The organism is Streptomyces sp. NPDC088817 (assembly GCF_044750345.1).
Classification (GTDB): domain Bacteria; phylum Actinomycetota; class Actinomycetes; order Streptomycetales; family Streptomycetaceae; genus Streptomyces.
The window spans coordinates 57738-75691 of the sequence record NZ_JBIVJN010000010.1 but is presented as its reverse complement, the minus strand read 5'-3'; the positions used below and the strand labels follow the sequence as shown (position 1 = coordinate 75691).

Annotated in this window: 14 protein-coding genes; 6 read left to right on the top strand and 8 right to left on the bottom strand. The window is 72.4% G+C overall.

Annotated elements, in window-relative coordinates; translation table 11 throughout:
• The first annotated feature begins 29 nt into the window (after positions 1 to 29).
• Positions 30 to 2318: a heavy metal translocating P-type ATPase gene (locus ACIP4X_RS20005; RefSeq protein ID WP_391458126.1), complete on the top strand. Its 2289-nt coding sequence runs from the start codon at positions 30 to 32 to the stop codon at positions 2316 to 2318.
• Positions 2319 to 3002: 684 nt separating this feature from the next.
• Here the strand turns inward: ACIP4X_RS20005 and ACIP4X_RS20000 are convergent.
• From ACIP4X_RS20000 to ACIP4X_RS19990, 3 genes are all read right to left on the bottom strand, one after another.
• Complete coding sequence (locus ACIP4X_RS20000) at positions 3003 to 4292, bottom strand: citrate synthase (protein ID WP_326802515.1); 1290 nt, start codon at positions 4290 to 4292, stop codon at positions 3003 to 3005.
• Between the two features lie 253 nt (positions 4293 to 4545).
• Positions 4546 to 6810 carry an ATP-dependent RecD-like DNA helicase gene (locus tag ACIP4X_RS19995; RefSeq protein WP_358728448.1) on the bottom strand — a complete coding sequence of 755 codons (2265 nt, stop codon included), beginning with the start codon at positions 6808 to 6810 and terminating at the stop codon, positions 4546 to 4548.
• A gap of 139 nt (positions 6811 to 6949) precedes the next feature.
• On the bottom strand, positions 6950 to 7162 hold the full coding sequence (locus ACIP4X_RS19990; RefSeq protein ID WP_391458123.1) for a DUF4287 domain-containing protein: 213 nt from the start codon (positions 7160 to 7162) through the stop codon (positions 6950 to 6952).
• Between the two features lie 197 nt (positions 7163 to 7359).
• Between ACIP4X_RS19990 and ACIP4X_RS19985 the strand changes: the two genes are divergently transcribed.
• Positions 7360 to 8391, top strand: coding sequence for a substrate-binding domain-containing protein (locus ACIP4X_RS19985; protein WP_391458121.1), 1032 nt, complete (start codon positions 7360 to 7362; stop codon positions 8389 to 8391).
• A gap of 86 nt (positions 8392 to 8477) precedes the next feature.
• Entirely contained in the window at positions 8478 to 9380 is a 903-nt protein-coding gene (locus ACIP4X_RS19980) for a PfkB family carbohydrate kinase (protein WP_391458118.1), read from the top strand.
• Positions 9381 to 9449: 69 nt separating this feature from the next.
• Here the strand turns inward: ACIP4X_RS19980 and ACIP4X_RS19975 are convergent, their stop codons facing one another.
• Genes ACIP4X_RS19975 through ACIP4X_RS19960 form a run of 4 tightly spaced genes read right to left on the bottom strand, consistent with a single transcriptional unit; the run spans position 9450 to position 12907 of the window.
• Entirely contained in the window at positions 9450 to 9770 is a 321-nt protein-coding gene (locus ACIP4X_RS19975; RefSeq protein WP_391458116.1) for a hypothetical protein, read from the bottom strand.
• A gap of 4 nt (positions 9771 to 9774) precedes the next feature.
• Entirely contained in the window at positions 9775 to 10611 is an 837-nt protein-coding gene (locus tag ACIP4X_RS19970) for a TIM barrel protein (protein WP_391458114.1), read from the bottom strand.
• Complete coding sequence (locus ACIP4X_RS19965; protein WP_358728438.1) at positions 10608 to 11759, bottom strand: dihydrodipicolinate synthase family protein; 1152 nt, start codon at positions 11757 to 11759, stop codon at positions 10608 to 10610. The genes ACIP4X_RS19970 and ACIP4X_RS19965 overlap by 4 nt, the downstream gene beginning before the upstream one ends.
• The gene (locus ACIP4X_RS19960) at positions 11756 to 12907 is read right to left on the bottom strand and encodes a Gfo/Idh/MocA family oxidoreductase (RefSeq protein WP_358728436.1); all 1152 of its coding nucleotides are present in this window, start codon (positions 12905 to 12907) and stop codon (positions 11756 to 11758) included. Before ACIP4X_RS19960 ends, ACIP4X_RS19965 begins: the two co-directional genes overlap by 4 nt.
• Before the next feature lie 283 nt (positions 12908 to 13190).
• Between ACIP4X_RS19960 and ACIP4X_RS19955 the strand changes: the two genes are divergently transcribed.
• Both ACIP4X_RS19955 and ACIP4X_RS19950 read left to right on the top strand, forming a co-directional pair.
• Entirely contained in the window at positions 13191 to 14261 is a 1071-nt protein-coding gene (locus ACIP4X_RS19955; RefSeq protein ID WP_401349716.1) for a LacI family DNA-binding transcriptional regulator, read from the top strand.
• A gap of 666 nt (positions 14262 to 14927) precedes the next feature.
• Positions 14928 to 15860: a GNAT family N-acetyltransferase gene (locus ACIP4X_RS19950; protein WP_401349713.1), complete on the top strand. Its 933-nt coding sequence runs from the start codon at positions 14928 to 14930 to the stop codon at positions 15858 to 15860.
• A 61-nt stretch (positions 15861 to 15921) separates the two neighbouring features.
• On the opposite strand, the gene ACIP4X_RS19945 is transcribed toward ACIP4X_RS19950, so the two are convergent.
• Entirely contained in the window at positions 15922 to 16872 is a 951-nt protein-coding gene (locus ACIP4X_RS19945; protein ID WP_401349710.1) for an EamA family transporter, read from the bottom strand.
• Between the two features lie 96 nt (positions 16873 to 16968).
• Here ACIP4X_RS19945 and ACIP4X_RS19940 point away from each other — a divergent pair, with 96 nt between their 5' ends.
• Positions 16969 to 17886 carry a LysR family transcriptional regulator gene (locus ACIP4X_RS19940; RefSeq protein ID WP_401349707.1) on the top strand — a complete coding sequence of 306 codons (918 nt, stop codon included), beginning with the start codon at positions 16969 to 16971 and terminating at the stop codon, positions 17884 to 17886.
• The last annotated feature ends 68 nt before the right edge of the window (positions 17887 to 17954 follow it).

Below are 17954 nucleotides of genomic sequence, written 5' to 3'. Positions count from 1 at the left end.
AAGCCCGTACGTCGTCTGGAGTACCGAGGATGAACACCCGGGTGAACACCCAAGCGGTCCCGCGGACGTCCACGGCCGGCCGGCCGGGCACCGCGGAGGTCGAGCTGCTCATCGGGGGAATGACCTGCGCCTCCTGCGCCGCCCGCGTCGAGAAGAAGCTCAACCGCATGGACGGCGTCACCGCGACGGTCAACTACGCCACGGAGAAGGCCAGGGTCTCCCACCCCGCCGGGGTGTCGGTCGCCGATCTGATCGCCACCGTGGTCAGGACCGGTTACACGGCCGAGGAACCCCCGCCGCCGGCACCCGAACCGGCGGCGGACGCGGAGTCCCGGGCGGACGAGGAGCGGGACCCCGAACTGGCCGCCCTGCGCGGGCGGCTGGTCGTCTCCGCGCTCCTCGCCGTCCCCGTGGTGCTGCTCGCGATGGTCCCGGCCCTTCAGTTCACGTACTGGCAGTGGCTCTCGCTGGCCCTTGCCGCGCCGGTCGTCGTCTGGGGCGGACTGCCGTTCCACCGGGCGGCCCTGGCCAACGCCCGGCACGGCACGGCCACCATGGACACGCTCGTCTCGATCGGCACCCTGGCCGCGTTCGGCTGGTCGCTGTGGGCGCTGTTCCTGGGCGACGCGGGCATGCCCGGCATGCGCCACGAGTTCCGCCTCACCGTCTCCCGGATGGACGCGGCCTCCACGATCTACCTGGAGGTCGCCGCCGGGGTCGTCGCCTTCATCCTGCTCGGCCGCTATCTGGAGGCCCGCTCCAAGCGGCGGGCGGGCGCCGCGCTGCGGGCGCTGCTGGAACTGGGCGCGAAGGACGTCTCCGTCCTGCGCGACGGGCGGGAGACAAGGATCCCGGTGGCCGCGCTGGCGGTCGGCGACCGGTTCGTCGTACGGCCCGGCGAGAAGGTCGCCACCGACGGCACGGTCGTCGAGGGCGTCTCGGCGGTCGACGCCTCGATGCTCACGGGCGAGTCGGTGCCCGCGGACGTCGGCGTCGGCGACACGGTCACCGGTGCCACGGTCAACGCGGGCGGCCGGCTGGTCGTCGAGGCCACCCGGGTCGGCGCGGACACCCAGCTCGCCCGGATGGCGCGGCTCGTCGAGGACGCGCAGGGCGGCAAGGCCCAGGTGCAGCGGCTCGCGGACCGCATATCGGCGGTCTTCGTGCCGGTCGTCCTGCTCATCGCCGCGGGCACCCTGCTCACCTGGCTGTTCGCCACCGGCGAGGTGACCGCCGCGTTCACCGCCGCCGTCGCGGTGCTGATCATCGCCTGCCCGTGCGCCCTCGGCCTGGCCACACCGACCGCGCTCATGGTCGGCACCGGCCGGGGCGCCCAGCTCGGCATCCTCATCAAGGGCCCCGAGGTGCTGGAGTCCACCCGCCGGGTCGACACCGTCGTGCTGGACAAGACCGGAACGGTCACCACGGGCCGGATGACCCTCCAGGAGGTGTACGCCGCCGAGGGCACCGACGAGAAGCGGCTGCTGCGTCTGGCGGGCGCGCTGGAGCACGCCTCCGAGCACCCGATCGCGCGGGCCGTCGCCGCCGGAGCCGAGAAACGGGTCGGGCCGCTGCCCCCCGTCGAGCACTTCGAGAACGCCCCCGGCCGTGGGGTACGCGGGCGCGTGGAGGGCCACACCGTGGCCGTGGGACGGCTCGTGGAGCTCGACGACGAGCTGCCCGAGGAACTGGCCCGCGCCCGGCGCGAGGCGGAGCGCGAGGGCCGTACGGCGGTCGTCGTCGGCTGGGACGGGCAGGCGCGCGGTGTCCTCGCCGTCGCGGACGCCGTCAAGGACACCAGCGCGCAGGCGGTGGCGCGGTTGCGCGCGCTGGGGCTGCGCCCGGTCCTGCTGACCGGCGACAACCGCGCCGTCGCCGAGGCCGTGGCACGGGCCGTCGGCATCGACCCGCGGGACGTGATCGCCGAGGTACTGCCCGAGGAGAAGGTCGAGGCCGTGCGGCGGCTGCGCGCCGAGGGGCGGACGGTGGCGATGGTCGGCGACGGGGTCAACGACGCCGCCGCGCTCGCCACCGCCGACCTGGGCCTGGCCATGGGCACCGGGACGGACGCCGCCATCGAGGCCGGCGATCTGACCCTGGTGCGCGGGGACCTGCGGGTGGCCGCGGACGCCATCCGCCTGTCCCGGCGGACGCTGGCCACCATCAAGGGCAACCTCGTGTGGGCCTTCGGCTACAACGTCGCCGCGCTGCCGCTGGCCGCCGCCGGACTGCTCAACCCTATGATCGCGGGAGCGGCGATGGCGTTCTCGTCGGTGTTCGTGGTGACGAACAGTCTGAGACTGCGCACGTTCCGCTGAATGAAAAGCATTCGAGACCGAAGTAAGAGTCCCTCTAGAGTCCAACGCGCGCCTCACATAAGCTCTTCACAAGGCTCGCGCATCATCCTTACGCTTGGGTTCCTGTCGCCATACTTGGGCTCTTGCGTACCTAACGGACATATGCAAGAGACGCAGATCACAGTGATGTGAACGTAACCATCGAAGGGGTTCGAAGGTCTAAGTTGGCGATGTCGGGCAGCGTCTTGGGGGGCGCTGACCGGCATCTGAGGATGTCTTGGGGGACTTCCTCAGAGGTGCGTTGCCGGGGCACGTACACCGGGAAGCTTTGAGCGGCCCTCCCGCGCGTGCGCGTCCCGGCAGACCGCACAGCACCAGGTGCGACGAGTTCTGCTCGTTGTGCTCACAGCGAATTCAGGCGCTGGTCCTAGAACGCCCGGCCGGATCCCGTGGGGGGAATCCGCACCGGGACATGGGAAGGCGCCCTGGCCGTCGGCCCGTGGGGGGACCGGCACGCCGGGGCGCCTTCCGCTTCTCCGTGACCCGTTGCGCGACCCGTTGTCTGCGGGGACCCGTTCGCACGCCGGTACGCCCAAGAGGCCAGTACGCCCGAGAGGTCCGTTCGCACAGCACGAGGCCCCGCACCCGCGGACTGCGCGGATACGGGGCCGGTGACCCTACGGGCCGGTGATGCCTCCGGGAGGCTCAGCGCTCCTCGACCGGGAGGAAGTCGCGCTCGACCACGCCCGTGTAGATCTGGCGCGGGCGGCCGATGCGGGAGCCCGGCTCCTTGATCATCTCGTGCCACTGGGCGATCCAGCCCGGCAGCCGGCCGAGGGCGAACAGGACCGTGAACATCTCGGTCGGGAAGCCCATGGCCCGGTAGATCAGACCGGTGTAGAAGTCGACGTTCGGGTAGAGCTTGCGCTCGACGAAGTAGTCGTCGGACAGGGCGTGCTCCTCCAGCTTCAGGGCGATGTCGAGGAGCTCGTCCTCCTTGCCCAGCGCGGAGAGCACGTCGTGCGCGGCGGCCTTGATGATCTTGGCGCGCGGGTCGAAGTTCTTGTAGACCCGGTGGCCGAAGCCCATCAGGCGGACGCCGTCCTCCTTGTTCTTCACCTTGCGGATGAAGGTGTCGACGTCGTTGCCCGAGTCCCGGATGCCTTCGAGCATCTCCAGGACGGACTGGTTGGCGCCGCCGTGCAGCGGGCCCCACAGGGCGCTGATGCCGGCCGAGATCGAGGCGAACATGTTGGCCTGCGAGGAGCCGACCAGGCGGACCGTGGAGGTCGAGCAGTTCTGCTCGTGGTCGGCATGCAGGATCAGCAGCTTGTCGAGCGCGGAGACCACGACCGGGTCCAGGTCGAACTCCTGCGCGGGGACCGAGAAGGTCATGCGCAGGAAGTTCTCGACGTAACCGAGGTCGTTGCGCGGGTAGACGAACGGGTGACCGATCGACTTCTTGTACGCGTACGCCGCGATCGTCGGAAGCTTGGCGAGCAGCCGGATGGTGGAGAGGTTGCGCTGCTTCTCGTCGAACGGGTTGTGGCTGTCCTGGTAGAAGGTCGACAGCGCCGAGACGACCGACGACAGCATCGCCATCGGGTGGGCGTCGCGCGGGAAGCCCGTGTAGAAGTTCTTGACGTCCTCGTGCAGCAGGGTGTGCTGCGTGATCTCGTTCTTGAACGAGGAGAGCTCGTCGACGGTCGGCAGCTCACCGTTGATCAGCAGGTAAGCCACCTCCAGGAAGGTGGAGCGCTCGGCCAGCTGCTCGATCGGGTAGCCGCGGTACCGGAGGATGCCCTGCTCACCGTCGAGATAGGTGACGGCGGATTTGTACGCGGCCGTGTTGCCGTATCCGCTGTCCAAGGTCACGAGACCGGTCTGGGCGCGCAGCTTCCCGATGTCGAAGCCCTTGTCGCCGACGGTGCTGTCGACCACCGGGTAGGTGTACTCGCCGCCGTCGTACCGCAGAACTACAGAGTTGTCGCTCACGTCTTCCCTCACCGACGTAGTGCCTCATCTTCGAGGTGCCCTGACTGTCTCTACCATCCCCCATTTGGCTCAGGAGAGTGCACTCGGGGTCGACCATTGGGCCCATTGGCGGCACTCAGTGCCGTCAACCTGTTCATCCTGCCCCCTCGCTCCGGCCACGGGAAGTGCTGTGTGACCTTTACGACTCATTTGATCGATCATTTTTTGTGACGAGGCGTCAGGTACGGGTTTCCGGCCCTGTGGGCGGCGGTTTTCAGCCGCCGGCGAGGCGGAAGTCCAGTGCCGTGCAGCGCCGCCCCGCCGACACCGTGCGCACCGCCTGGCCGATCGCCCTGCGCGACCCGACGAGGACGACCAGCTTCTTGGCCCGGGTCACCGCCGTGTAGAGCAGGTTGCGCTGGAGCATCATCCAGGCGCCGGTGGTGACCGGGATCACCACGGCCGGATACTCGCTGCCCTGCGAGCGGTGGATGGTCACCGCGTACGCGTGCGCGAGCTCGTCCAGTTCGTCGAACTCGTACGGCACCTCCTCGTCCTCGTCCGTCAGCACCGTCAGACGCTGGTCGACCGGGTCGAGCGAGGTGACGACGCCCACGGTGCCGTTGAAGACTCCGTTCTCCCCCTTCTCGTAATTGTTGCGAATCTGGGTGACCTTGTCCCCGACGCGGAAGACCCGGCCGCCGAACCGCTTCTCCGGCAGGTCGGGGCGGCCCGGGGTGACCGCTTGCTGGAGCAGTCCGTTCAGCGTTCCTGCGCCCGCCGGGCCGCGGTGCATGGGGGCGAGGACCTGCACGTCACGGCGCGGGTCGAGCCCGAACCGGGCCGGGATCCGGCGCGCCACCACGTCCACGGTGAGCCGGCCTGCCTCCTCGGTGTCGTCCTCGACGAAGAGGAAGAAGTCCTTCATGCCGTCGGTCAGCGGATGCTGCCCGGCGTTGATCCGGTGCGCGTTGGTGACCACACCCGACTGCTGGGCCTGGCGGAAGACGCGCGTGAGGCGGACGGCGGGCACCGGGCCGCCGTCCGCCAGCAGGTCGCGCAGCACCTCGCCGGCGCCCACGCTGGGGAGCTGGTCCACGTCCCCGACGAACAGCAGGTGCGCACCCGGGGGCACGGCCTTGACCAGCTTGTTGGCCAGCAGCAGGTCCAGCATGGACGCCTCGTCCACGACGACCAGGTCGGCGTCCAGCGGGCGGTCCCGGTCGTAGGCGGCGTCCCCGCCGGGCTTGAGCTCCAGCAGGCGGTGCACGGTGGACGCCTCGGCGCCGGTGAGCTCCGACAGGCGCTTGGCGGCCCGGCCGGTGGGCGCGGCGAGCACCACCTTGGCCTTCTTGGCCCGCGCCAGCTCCACGATCGAGCGCACCGTGAAGGACTTGCCGCAGCCGGGGCCGCCGGTCAGCACGGCCACCTTCTCCGTCAGCGCCAGCCTGACCGCCGCCTCCTGCTCGGGGGCGAGGTCGGCCCCCGTACGGCCCTTCAGCCAGGTCAGTGCCTTGTCCCAGGCCACGTCCCGGAAGGCGGGCATCCGGTCGGCGTCGGCGCGCAGCAGGCGCAGCAACTGGGCGGACAGGGACAGCTCGGCGCGGTGGAAGGGCACGAGGTAGATCGCCGTCACCGCCTCGCCGCCGTCCGGGCCCGGCACCTTCTCCCGTACGACACCGGGGTCGTCGCCGTCCTCGGGGGGCTCGGCGAGTTCGGCGAGGCACTCGATGACGAGCCCGGTGTCGACCTGGAGGAGCTTGACCGCGTCCGTGATCAGCCGCTCCTCGGGCAGGAAGCAGTGGCCCTGGTCGGTGGACTGGGAGAGCGCGTACTGGAGGCCCGCCTTGACCCGCTCCGGGCTGTCGTGCGGGATGCCGACGGACTGCGCGATCCGGTCGGCGGTCAGGAAACCGATGCCCCAGACGTCGGCGGCCAGCCGGTACGGCTGGTTCTTCACCACGGAGATCGACGCGTCGCCGTACTTCTTGTAGATGCGCACCGCGATCGAGGTGGAGACCTCGACGGTCTGGAGGAAGAGCATGACCTCCTTGATCGCCTTCTGCTCCTCCCAGGCGTCGGCGATCTTCCTGGTCCGCTTGGGGCCGAGACCCGGCACCTCGATGAGGCGCTTCGGCTCCTCCTCGATGATCTGCAGGGTGTCCAGGCCGAAGTGCTGGGTGATGCGGTCGGCGAAGACCGGTCCGATGCCCTTGACCAGGCCGGAGCCGAGATAGCGGCGGATGCCCTGGACGGTGGCCGGGAGCACGGTGGTGTAGTTGTCCACCTGGAACTGCTTGCCGTACTGCGGGTGGGAGCCCCAGCGGCCCTCCATGCGCAGCGACTCGCCGACCTGGGCGCCGAGCAGTGCGCCGACGACGGTCAGGAGGTCGGCGGCGCCCCGGCCGGTGTCGACGCGGGCCACCGTGTAGCCGTTCTCCTCGTTGGCGTACGTGATCCGCTCGAGCACGCCCTCCAGCACGGCCGGCCGCCGCTCCCCGGCACCGGCCTGCCCGCTCCGACTCGCCTCCGTGGTCATGACCCGACGGTACCGCCGGGCTGTGACAGCGCCGCCGGGTGAGCCGGGGCGACCCGGCTGCGCGCCCGTGGTCCCGCCGGGGTGCGCCGCCCGGTCCGTCAGCCGGACCGTCGGTCGGGCCGCCGGTGGAGCCCGCCGCTCACTCGGCCTTGCCCTCGGCCAGGGTGTGGGCCACCAGGGCGTTGGCGTGGCCGTGGCCCAGGCCGTGCTCGGCCTTGAGCCAGTTGACGAGTTCCATGTGCTTGGTCAGCGGCGAGGAGCGGATGAGGTCCTTCCACTCGGCGATCGGCCGGCCGTACTTCTTCTCGATGGAGGGGAAGTAACTGGCGGGGCCCTTGGTGGCGGCGGACATAGCAGATGCCTTTCTGCGTCGGACGTTTGTCGTATGTGATGACCGACGTCGGAGCGCGAACTCATCGCTCGTACGGGGGCGGATTCGGCGCCGCGCACGCCTCGGAAGGCAACGATCCGGCCACGGGCCTTGCCTCGGTGGATGTAATCGTTTCCAATACCTGGGTGTAATCGATTCCACGAGGAGGTGGGACGGCGATGCCGAGCATCAAGGACGTCGCCGCCGCGGCGGGCGTGTCCGTCGCCACGGTCTCGCGCGTCCTGAACGAGAACCCGTCGGTCAGTGCCGACGCACGCGCACGCGTGCTGGCCGCCGTCGAGGCACTGGGCTACCGCCCGAACGCCGTCGCCCGGTCCCTGCGCACCCACCGGACCCGCACCCTGGGCCTGGTCATCAGCGATGTGCTCAATCCGTACTTCACCGCGCTGGCCCGCTCCGTCGAGGAGGAGGCCCGCGCCCTCGGCTACAGCGTGATCATCGGCAACGCCGACGAGCGGCCCGGCCTCCAGGACCACCACGTACGGACGCTGCTCGACCGCCGTATCGACGGCCTCCTGGTCTCCCCCACCGACGGCGGCTCCCCGCTGATGCTGGACGCCGCGCGCGCGGGCACGCCGATGGTGTTCGTGGACCGGTGGATCGAGGGCGTGGACGTGCCCGTGGTCCGCTCGGACGGGCGGGCGGCCGTACGGGATCTCGTCGCGCACCTGTACGGGCTCGGCCACCGGCGGCTCGCGATCATCGCCGGCCCCGCGGCCACCACCACCGGCCGCGAACGGGTCGAGACGTTCCGCGAGGCACTGGCCGCCCACGGCCTCCCGCTCCCGGACGCGTACATCGGCCAGGGCGACTTCAAGGCCGGCAGCGGCCGGCGGGTCACCGAGGGCTTCCTCGGGCTGCCCGAGCCTCCCGAGGCCGTGTTCGCGGCCGACAACCTGATGGCGCTGGGCGCGCTGGACGCCATCCGCGCGCGCGGGTTGCGGGTGCCGGACGACATCGCGCTGGCCGCGTTCGACGACGTCCCGTGGTTCCCCCACACCGACCCGCCGATCACCGCGATCGCGCAGCCCACCGGCGAGCTGGGGCGGGCCGCCGTGCGCGCCCTGGTCGACCGCATGGAGGGACGGCCCGCGCGGTCCGTGACCCTGCCCGCCCGGCTGGTCGTACGCCGCTCCTGCGGCGAACCGGGGGCCGACGCGGTGACGGGCGACCTGACACCGGCGACCTGACCACCACCGGCGCCCCACACGGCCGGTTTCCGTCGGTCGACCCGGCCGGCCCCCTCGTGAATCACCCCCGTAAGGAGAGAGCACACATGTACGACTACGACCTGCTGGTCGTGGGGTCGGCCAACGCCGACCTGGTGATCGGTGTCGAGCGACGGCCCGCCGCCGGGGAGACCGTGCTCGGTTCCGATCTGAGCGTCCATCCCGGCGGCAAGGGCGCCAACCAGGCCGCGGCCGCCGCCCGGCTCGGGGCCCGGACGGCCCTGCTGGCCCGGGTCGGCGACGACGCCCACGGCCGGCTGCTGCTCGACGCCCAGCGCGACGCCGGGGCCGACCCGGCGGGCGTGCTGGTCGGCGGGGCGCCCACCGGGGTCGCGCTGATCACGGTGGACCCGTCCGGGGACAACAGCATCGTGGTCTCGCCGGGCGCCAACGGCCGGCTCACTCCCGAGGACGTCCGCGCGGCCGGCGCCCTCGTCCGCGCCTCCCGGGTGGTCTCGGCGCAACTGGAGATCCCGTTGGAGACGGTCGTGGAGGCAGTGCGGAACCTGGCGCCGGGGAGCCGGTTCGTACTGAACCCGTCGCCGCCGCGCCCCCTGCCGCGGGAGCTCCTGACGGCCTGCGACCCGCTGATCGTGAACGAGCACGAGGCGAAGGTGATCCTGGGCGGCGCCGAGGCGGACGACGCTCCCGAGGACTGGGCGCGGGGCCTGCTCGCCCTGGGTCCGCGCTCGGTGGTGATCACCCTGGGCGGCGAGGGCGCGCTGGTGGCGTCCGCCGAAGGGGTCGCCCGAGTCCCGTCGGTGAAGGTGGACGCCGTGGACACCACGGGCGCCGGCGACGCGTTCACGGCGGCGCTGGCATGGCGGCTGGGCGCGGGCGCGTCCCTGGAACAGGCCGCGGCCTACGCCGCCCGGGTCGGCGCGGTCGCCGTCACCCGGCGGGGCGCGCAGGAGTCCTACCCCACGGCGGCGGAGGTCGACGCCCTCTGACCACGGCGTGAACGCCGGGCACTCCTCGCAGGAGAACAGGTGAAACGGGCCGGTCGGCGTCCTCGGCGGTCAGGAGCTCTCGGGGCTCTCCTCACCATCCCGCGGCCGCCGTCCGGCCTGCCGAGCCTCTGTCACCGCCTCACGTATCGCGCGGGGCGACCAGGGCCGTTGGAGGGCCAGCCGTCCGGTGACGCCCAGGGTGAAGAGGATCCCCGGCATGATCCTGGACCACGGGATCAACTGCCCCTGCGAGTCCGGCTCGTGCTGGTACAGCCCGTCCGTCCGGAGTTCGACCCAATGACTCCTCGGCCGGCTCGGATCCCCCATCACCCAGCGGCCGTCGGTCAGTTCCAACGGCCCCAGGGACGTTCGCGTGCCCTTCTCCGTCATACGGTCATTGGATCACGTGTGCCATGAATCGCTCTGCCGTCTCGGCCAGTACCTCCCGTCCGTCCCGGGTCCACAACTCCTCGTTGAACAGCTCGACTTCGATGGCCCTGGTGTAGCCGGCCGCCTCCACGTACCGCTTCCACTCCCGCATGTCGATCGAGCCGTCGCCGATCTGGCCCCGGCCGTTGAGTACGCCCTCGGGCAGCGGGGTGGTCCAGTCGGCGAGCTGGAAGGTGTGGATGCGGCCGCCCGCGCCCGCCCGGGCGATCTGCTCGGGGGCGTTGTCGTCCCACCAGATGTGGTACGTGTCGACGGTGACGCCCACCTGGTCGGCCGGGAAGCGCTCGGCGAGGTCGAGCGCCTGGGCGAGGGTGGAGACCACGCAGCGGTCGGCGGCGTACATGGGGTGCAGCGGCTCGATGGCCAGGCGGACCCCGCGCTCGGCCCCGTAGGGCCCGAGGACGGCGAGGGCGTCCGCGATGCGCTCCCGGGCTCCGTGGAGGTCCTTGCTGCCGGCCGGGAGTCCGCCGGAGACCAGGACCAGGGTGTCCGTGCCGAGGACGGCGGCCTCGTCGACGGCGGCCCGGTTGTCGTCCAGGGCCTTCGCCCGCTCGCCGGGGTCGGTCGCCGTGAGGAAGCCGCCCCGGCACAGGGTGGTGACGGTGAGGCCCGCGTCCCGTACCAGCTTGGCCGCCGCCTCCACGCCGTACGCCTGGACGGGCTCGCGCCACAGGCCCACGCCCGGCACGCCCAACTCCAGGCAGCTGTCGACCAGTTCCGGCAGCGACAGTTGCTTGACCGTCATCTGGTTGATGGAGAAGCGTTCCAGGTCCGTGGTCATTGGTTCACCCCGTGCAGTGACAGCAGGTTCTTCATCCGCTCCTCGGCGAGCCTCGGGTCCGGGAACAGGCCGAGTCCGTCGGCGAGTTCGTAGGCGCGGGCGAGGTGCGGCAGGGAGCGGGCCGACTGGAGGCCGCCGACCATCGTGAAGTGCGTCTGGTACCCGGCGAGCCAGGCCAGGAACACCACGCCGGTCTTGTAGAAGCGGGTGGGGGCCTGGAAGAGGTGCCGGGACAGCTCGACCGTGGGGTCGAGCAGAGCACGGAAGCCCTTGATGTCCCCGGTGTCCAGGACCCGTACCGCCTCGGCCGCCAGCGGTCCGAGCGGGTCGAAGATGCCGAGCAGCGCGTGGCTGAAGCCCTCCTCGTCGCCCGCGATCAGCTCGGGGTAGTGGAAGTCGTCGCCGGTGTAACAGCGCACGCCCTGCGGCAGGCGGCGGCGCAGGTCGACCTCCCGCTGGGCGTCCAGCAGCGAGATCTTCACGCCGTCGACCTTGTCGGGGTGGGCGGCGATGACCTCCAGGAAGGTGTCGGTGGCCGCGTCCAGGTCGGCCGAGCCCCAGTAGCCGTCGAGGGCCGGGTCGAACATGGGGCCGAGCCAGTGCAGGACCACCGGGTCGACGGCCTGGCGCAGCAGGTGCCCGTAGACCTCCAGGTAGTCCTCCGGGCCCTTCGCCGTGGCCGCCAGGGCGCGCGAGGCCATCAGGATCGCCTGGGCGCCCGCTTCCTCCACCACGGCGAGCTGCTCCTCGTACGCGGCCCGGATCTCCGCGAGTGAACCGCCGGTGAGCTGGTCGGTGCCGACGCCGCAGGCGACGCGCCCGCCGACGGCACGGGCCTCGGCCGCGGAGCGGCGGATCAGTTCGGCCGCGCCCGCCCAGTCCAGGCCCATGCCGCGCTGGGCGGTGTCCATGGCCTCGGCGACGCCCAGCCCGTGGGCCCACAGATGGCGGCGGAAGGCGAGGGTGGCGTCCCAGTCGACGGCGGCGGGCGAGTCGGGCGACACGTCGGCGAACGGGTCGGCGACGACGTGCGCGGCGGAGAAGACCGTACGGGAGGTGAAGGGTGTGCCCGGGGTGGGGGCGAACGGCTCGGTGCGGGGCTCGTAGGCGCGCAGTGCCCCGCCCGGGCCGGGCAGTCGCATGGTCACGGCTGGATCTCCGGTACGTCGAGGCGGCGGCCCTCGGCCGAGGACCTCAGGCCCAGTTCGGCGAGCTGGACGCCGCGGGCGCCGGCGAACAGGTCCCAGTGGTAGGGGGCGTCGGCGTACACGTGCTTGAGGAACAGCTCCCACTGGGCCTTGAAGCCGTTGTCGAAGTCCTGGTTGTCGGGCACCGCCTGCCACTGGTCGCGGAAGACCTCGGTGGCGGGGATGTCGGGGTTCCAGACCGGCTTGGGGGTGGCGGAGCGGTGCTGGACGCGGCAGTCGCGCAGTCCGGCGACGGCCGATCCCTCGGTGCCGTCCACCTGGAACTCGACCAGCTCGTCGCGGTTCACGCGGACGGCCCAGGAGGAGTTGATCTGGGCTATCACGCCGCCCTCCAGCTCGAAGACCCCGTAGGCGGCGTCGTCGGCGGTCGCGGTGTAGGGCTTGCCGTTCTCGTCCCAGCGCTGGGGGATGTGGGTGGCGGTGAGGGCCTGCACGGAGGTCACGCGGCCGAACAGCTCGTGCAGCACGTACTCCCAGTGCGGGAACATGTCGACGACGATGCCGCCGCCGTCCTCGGCGCGGTAGTTCCAGGACGGGCGCTGGGCGTCCTGCCAGTCGCCCTCGAAGACCCAGTAGCCGAACTCGCCGCGCACGGACAGGATCCGGCCGAAGAAGCCGCCGTCGATCAGCCGCTTCAGCTTGAGCAGGCCGGGCAGGAAGAGCTTGTCCTGGACGACGCCGTGCCTGACGCCGGCCTCGCGGGCGAGCCGGGCGAGCTCCAGGGCGCCCTCCAGGCCGGTGGCGGTGGGCTTCTCGGTGTAGACGTGCTTGCCGGCGGCGATCGCCTTCCTGATCGCCTCCTCGCGGGCCGAGGTGACCTGCGCGTCGAAGTAGATGTCGACGGACGGGTCGGCGAGGACCGCGTCCAGGTCGGTCGAGACGTGCTCCAGGCCGTGCTTCTCGGCGAGCGCCCGCAGGGCGTGCTCGCGGCGGCCGACCAGGACCGGTTCCGGCCACAGCACGGTGCCGTCGCCGAGGTCGAGTCCGCCCTGCTCGCGCAGGGCGAGGATCGAGCGGACCAGATGCTGGCGGTACCCCATGCGCCCGGTCACGCCGTTCATGGCGATCCGCACCGTCTTGCGTGTCACGTCAGTCCCTTCGTACGCGGTCCACGCGCCGCGTACGCCCCCGGTGGTGATACTGGTGAGCGGCGCAGCAAGCGCTTTCTATGCACAGAGAAGCTAGCCTCTGGGCGGCGGTCCGGACAAGAGCGTGTCCAGGACGTGGTGGTTCGAGGCGGCCGACGGGCGGGCCGGGTGGCCGTAAGGTCTGCACGACACCCCGGGCCGGGCGCGTCTTCGCGGCGGAGCGCGGGTGGCACGTATCGGGTGGCACGTACGACGACGAGATGCGCGACCGGAGGACGACGAGATGACGGTGACCCTGGCGGACGTGGCGGCCCGCGCACAGGTCTCTCCCGCGACAGTGTCGCGCGTGCTGAACGGCAACTACCCGGTCGCCGCCTCCACTCGGGAACGGGTGCTGAAGGCGGTCGACGAGCTGGACTACGTGCTCAACGGTCCCGCGAGCTCGCTCGCCGCCGCGACCTCCGACCTGGTCGGCATCCTGGTGAACGACATCGCCGACCCCTTCTTCGGGATCATGGCGAGCGCCATCCAGTCGGAGATCGGCGGGCCCGGGGGGCGGGCCGGCGGGGAGCGGCTGGCGGTGGTCTGCAACACGGGCGGCTCACCGGACCGTGAGCTGACGTACCTGACCCTGCTGCAACGGCAGCGGGCGGCGGCGGTGGTGCTGACCGGCGGGGCCGTGGAGGACGCGCCGCACGCGGCGGCGGTCTCGTCGAAGCTGCGCAAGCTGGCCGACGCCGGGACACGCGTCGTGCTGTGCGGGCGGCCGCCGGCGCCGGACACCCGGGCGATCGCGCTGACCTTCGACAACCACGGCGGCGCACGGCGGCTGACGGAGCATCTGATCGCCCTGGGCCACCGTCGGCTCGGCTACATCGGGGGCCCCGAGGAGCGGACGACCACCCGCCACCGGCTGGAGGGCCACCGGGAGGCGCTGGCCGCGGCGGGCGTCGAGGACGATCCCCGCCGGACGGTGCACGGCCGGTACGACCGCCGGTCCGGCCACGAGGGCACCCTGGAGCTGCTGCGCCGCGACCCGTCCCTGACGGCGGTCGTCGCCGCGAACGACTCCGTCGCGCTGGGCGCCTGCGCCGCGCTGCGCGAGTCCGGTCTGCGCATCCCCGAGGACGTCTCGGTGGTGGGCTTCGACGACCTTCCCTTCAGCGTCGACACGGTCCCCGCCCTCACGACGGTCCGGCTCCCCCTCGCGGAAACGGGCGCCCGCGCGGGCCGGATCGCGATGGGCCGCGAGGAGCCGCCCCCGGGCGGGGTGGCGGAGGTCCCGGGGGAGCTGATGGTGCGCGGGTCCACGGGGGCGCCGCGCGCGTCCGTGGGGGTGCTGCGGGGGGCGTGAGGCGCTGCGCGTGTCTGCGGGGGCGTTGCGGGGGGCGTGAGGCACCGTGCGCGTCTGCGGGGGCGTTGCGGGGGGCGTAAGGCACCGCGCGCGTCTTTGGGCACCCCGCAGCGTGAGGCGCATACGCGAGGGCGGGCCACCGCGCGGGCTGAAGGCCGCGGAGGCTGAGAACCCCACGGGGCTTTAGTTTCACGGGACTTGAGACGTCCCGCGGGACCTGGGGGCCCAGGGACCACAGGGGCTTGATGCCCTTCGCGGGGCCTGCGACACCGCGCGAGACCGCGGGACTGCATGCGGGCCCACGAGGCAGCGCGCGGGGCCGCTGGGCCGCGTGCGGGGCCGCTGGGCCGCGTGCGGGGCCGCTGGGCCGCGTGCGGGGCCGCTGGGCCGCGTGCGGGGCCGCTGGGCCGCGTGCGGGGCACGAGACGGCGCGCGAGGACGCGGGACCGCACGCGGGACACGGGACAGCACGCCAAGCCGCAGGGCCGCACTCCGGGCACGGGACACCGTGCGGTGTCGGGCGGGCGGGTTCGCTGTCGGGCGGGCGGGTTCTGTGGGGCGGGGCGTGGACGGGTGGGCCGTGGCGATTTAGCCTCGGAGGGTGGGTTCTTTGACTGAGTCAAGTATCCGCGTCCGTCTCCCATCCCCTCACCCACGGGGCCCGACATGACCGTCCAGGACATCCGCGCCTTCAACCGCTTCTACACCAACGCCATCGGCGCCCTCGACTACGGCCGCCACCTCTACGCTCCCTACACGCTCACCGAGTCCCGGGTGCTCTACGAACTCGCGCACGCGCCCCGGACCGACGCGGCCGACCTGCGGACCGAACTCTCCCTGGACGCCGGGTACCTGAGCCGGATCCTCAACAAGTTCGAGCAGGAGGGGCTGATCGAGCGCGGCCCGTCCGAACGGGATCCCCGGCGCCGGAGCGTCACGCTCACCCCCCACGGCAGGGAGGCCGCCGGCCTGCTGGAGGAGCGGGCGCGGGAGTCCGTCGGCCGGCTGCTGCTCTCCGTACCGCCGGCCGACCGGTCACGGCTGGCGGACGCGATGCGCACCGTTCGGGAGATCCTGTCCGACGGCCGGGCACCCCGCCCCGAGGACGTCGTGCTGCGCGGGCCGGGACCCGGCGACCTGGGCTGGATCGTGCAGCGCAACGGCGCGGTGTACGCGGCCGAGTTCGGCTGGAACGCCGACTACGAGCGCCTGGTGGCGAGGATCGTCGCCGACTTCGCCGAGGACCACGACCCGGCCCTGGAGCGGGTGTGGATCGCCGAACTTGACGGGCGCCCGGTGGGATGCGTGATGTGCGTACAGGACGAGGCCCCGGCCACCGCCCGGCTGCGGCTGCTGCTCGTCGGGCCCGAGGCGCGCGGGCTGGGCATCGGGAACCGGCTGGTACGGGCGGTCGTCGACTTCGCGCGCGGCGCCGGCTACCGGGACCTGGTGCTGTGGACCAATGACGTGCTCGGCAGCGCGCGCCGCGTCTACCAGCGGCACGGTTTCGTCCTGGTCTCCGAGCAGCCGCACCACTCCTTCGGCAAGGACCTGCTGGGCCAGGACTGGCGGCTCGACCTGCGCGAACCGGGCGCGTGACGAGCAGGGCGGGTGCCCATGGGGCCCGTCCTCCGGGGACCGGTGAACGGGCCCGTCGCCCTCAGCGTGGCTCCGCGGCCGGCTGCGGCGGGGCGGGGTGGCCGCCGGCGGGGACGGCGGCGGTCTCCGGAGTCGGGGCGGGCGACGGCTCGCGGCGGCGGCCCGGAGTCAGGGACGTCAACGCCACCCCGCCCACCAGCAGCGCCGCCGCGCACCAGCGCAGGGGGCTCACCGATTCGCCGAGGAAGAGTGCCGCCGAGGACATGCCGAAGACCGGGACCAGCAGTGAGAAGGGAGCCACCGTGGACGCCGGGAGGCGGCGCAGCAGCAGGCCCCAGGCCCCGAAGCCGAAGATCGTGGTGATCCAGGCGACGTAGAGGACCGTGCCCGCGCCCTGCCAGTCCAGGGCGCGCAGCGCGGCCAGGTCCCGGGAAGGGCCCTCAAGCAGCAGCGACAGGCCGAGCAGCGGCAGGACCGGGATCGTGCTCACCCAGACCATGAAGTTCAGCGCGTCCGGGGCCGCCGCCTTGCGGGTCAGCACGTTGGAGACACCCCAGCAGGCCGCTGCGGCGACGACGAGCGCGAAGGCGCCGACGGGGCCCGCGGTGCCCTCGTCCACGGCCGCGACGCCGATCCCGGCGAGCGCCACGCCCATGCCCAGCACCCGTACTTCCGAAGGCCGTTCGCCAAGGACCAGGAAGGCGAACAGGGCCGTGAACACCGCCTGGATCTGGAGCACCAGGGAGGAGAGCCCGGCGGCCATCCCGGCATCCATCCCGACGAACAGCAGCCCGAACTTGGCGACGCCGAGCACCAGTCCGACCGCCACGATCCACTTCCACGCCACCTTCGGGCGGCCCACGAGGAAGACAGCGGGGACCGCGGCCGCGAGGAAGCGCAGGGCCGAGAAGAGCAGGGGCGGGAAGTGGCCGAGGCCGACCTCGATGACGGTGAAGTTGACGCCCCAGACGGCGGCGACGAGGACGGCGAGCAGGACATGGGCGGGTCGCATGTACCGAGGATCACGCCCGCGGACCGTGAAGCACCAGCGATGATTGCTGCACCATTGCGTGAAGCACTGCTAATCGTTCGACCTCTCGGAGGCACCGTGCTCGATCTCCAGCGCCTGCGCGCCCTGCACGCCGTCTCCGTACACGGCACCGTCGGTGCGGCCGCCGCCGCGCTCGGGTACACCTCGTCGGCGGTGTCCCAGCAGATCGCCAAGCTGGAGCGGGAGACCAGGACCGTCCTGCTCGAACGCGCGGGGCGCGGCGTGCGGCTCACCGACGAGGCGCACCAACTGGTCGCCACAGCGGGTGAGTTGATGGCGATCGTGGAACGCGCCGAGACCGAGCTCGAGGAGCGGCGCGGGGTGCCCGCCGGGCGGCTGCTGGTGGCGGCGTTCGCCTCGGCGGCGCGCGGGCTCATGCCCCGCGTCCTCGCGGACCTGGCCCGGCGGCACCCGGCCCTGGACGCCCGGCTCAGCGAGGTCGACCCGCACCTGTCGGTGGACCTTGTGGCCAAGGGGGCCGTCGATCTGGCCGTCGCCCACGACTGGGACATCGCCCCGCTGCCCGCCCCGGCCGGGGTGCAACAGGCCTTCATCGGGGACGACCTGTGCGATCTGCTGGTGCCGGCCGGGCACCCGTTCGCGGGGCGGGCGGGGGTGCGGCGCGAGGAGCTGGGCGGCGAGCGGTGGATCTGCCAGCCGCCGGGCCGGGTGTGCAGCGACTGGCTGCTGCGCACCCTGCGGGCCGCCGGGCACGAGCCGGACGTGGTCCACCAGGCCGACGAGAACCCGACCCTGGTCGCCCTGGTCGCGGCGGGCCTGGGCGTCGCGCTGATCCCACGGCTGGGCCGGGGTCCGCTGCCCGAGGGGGTGGTGGAGGTGCCGCTGGACCCGATGCCCGTACGGCGGTTGTACGCGCTGTGGCGCACGGGCGCCGCCCGCAGGCCGGCCATCGCGGAGACGGTGCGCACCCTGCGGGAGCACTGGCCGGAGGCGTCCGCGCACACGTCCCGCTGACCGGCCGGGTACCCGGCGCCACCGAGGGACGCGATCACCGACCACCCTCTCCTCCGCACCGCGGCCGG

Excerpts from the sequence above, each read along its gene's own strand:
- ACIP4X_RS19945 (WP_401349710.1), bottom strand. The coding sequence starts at position 16,872 with ATGCGACCCGCCCATGTCCTGCTCGCCGTCCTCGTCGCCGCCGTCTGG.
- ACIP4X_RS19995 (WP_358728448.1), bottom strand. The coding sequence starts at position 6,810 with ATGACCACGGAGGCGAGTCGGAGCGGGCAGGCCGGTGCCGGGGAGCGG.
- ACIP4X_RS19980 (WP_391458118.1), top strand. The coding sequence starts at position 8,478 with ATGTACGACTACGACCTGCTGGTCGTGGGGTCGGCCAACGCCGACCTG.
- ACIP4X_RS19970 (WP_391458114.1), bottom strand. The coding sequence starts at position 10,611 with ATGACCACGGACCTGGAACGCTTCTCCATCAACCAGATGACGGTCAAG.
- ACIP4X_RS20005 (WP_391458126.1), top strand. The coding sequence starts at position 30 with ATGAACACCCGGGTGAACACCCAAGCGGTCCCGCGGACGTCCACGGCC.
- ACIP4X_RS19990 (WP_391458123.1), bottom strand. The coding sequence starts at position 7,162 with ATGTCCGCCGCCACCAAGGGCCCCGCCAGTTACTTCCCCTCCATCGAG.
- ACIP4X_RS19985 (WP_391458121.1), top strand. The coding sequence starts at position 7,360 with ATGCCGAGCATCAAGGACGTCGCCGCCGCGGCGGGCGTGTCCGTCGCC.
- ACIP4X_RS19950 (WP_401349713.1), top strand. The coding sequence starts at position 14,928 with ATGACCGTCCAGGACATCCGCGCCTTCAACCGCTTCTACACCAACGCC.
- ACIP4X_RS19975 (WP_391458116.1), bottom strand. The coding sequence starts at position 9,770 with ATGACGGAGAAGGGCACGCGAACGTCCCTGGGGCCGTTGGAACTGACC.
- ACIP4X_RS19955 (WP_401349716.1), top strand. The coding sequence starts at position 13,191 with ATGACGGTGACCCTGGCGGACGTGGCGGCCCGCGCACAGGTCTCTCCC.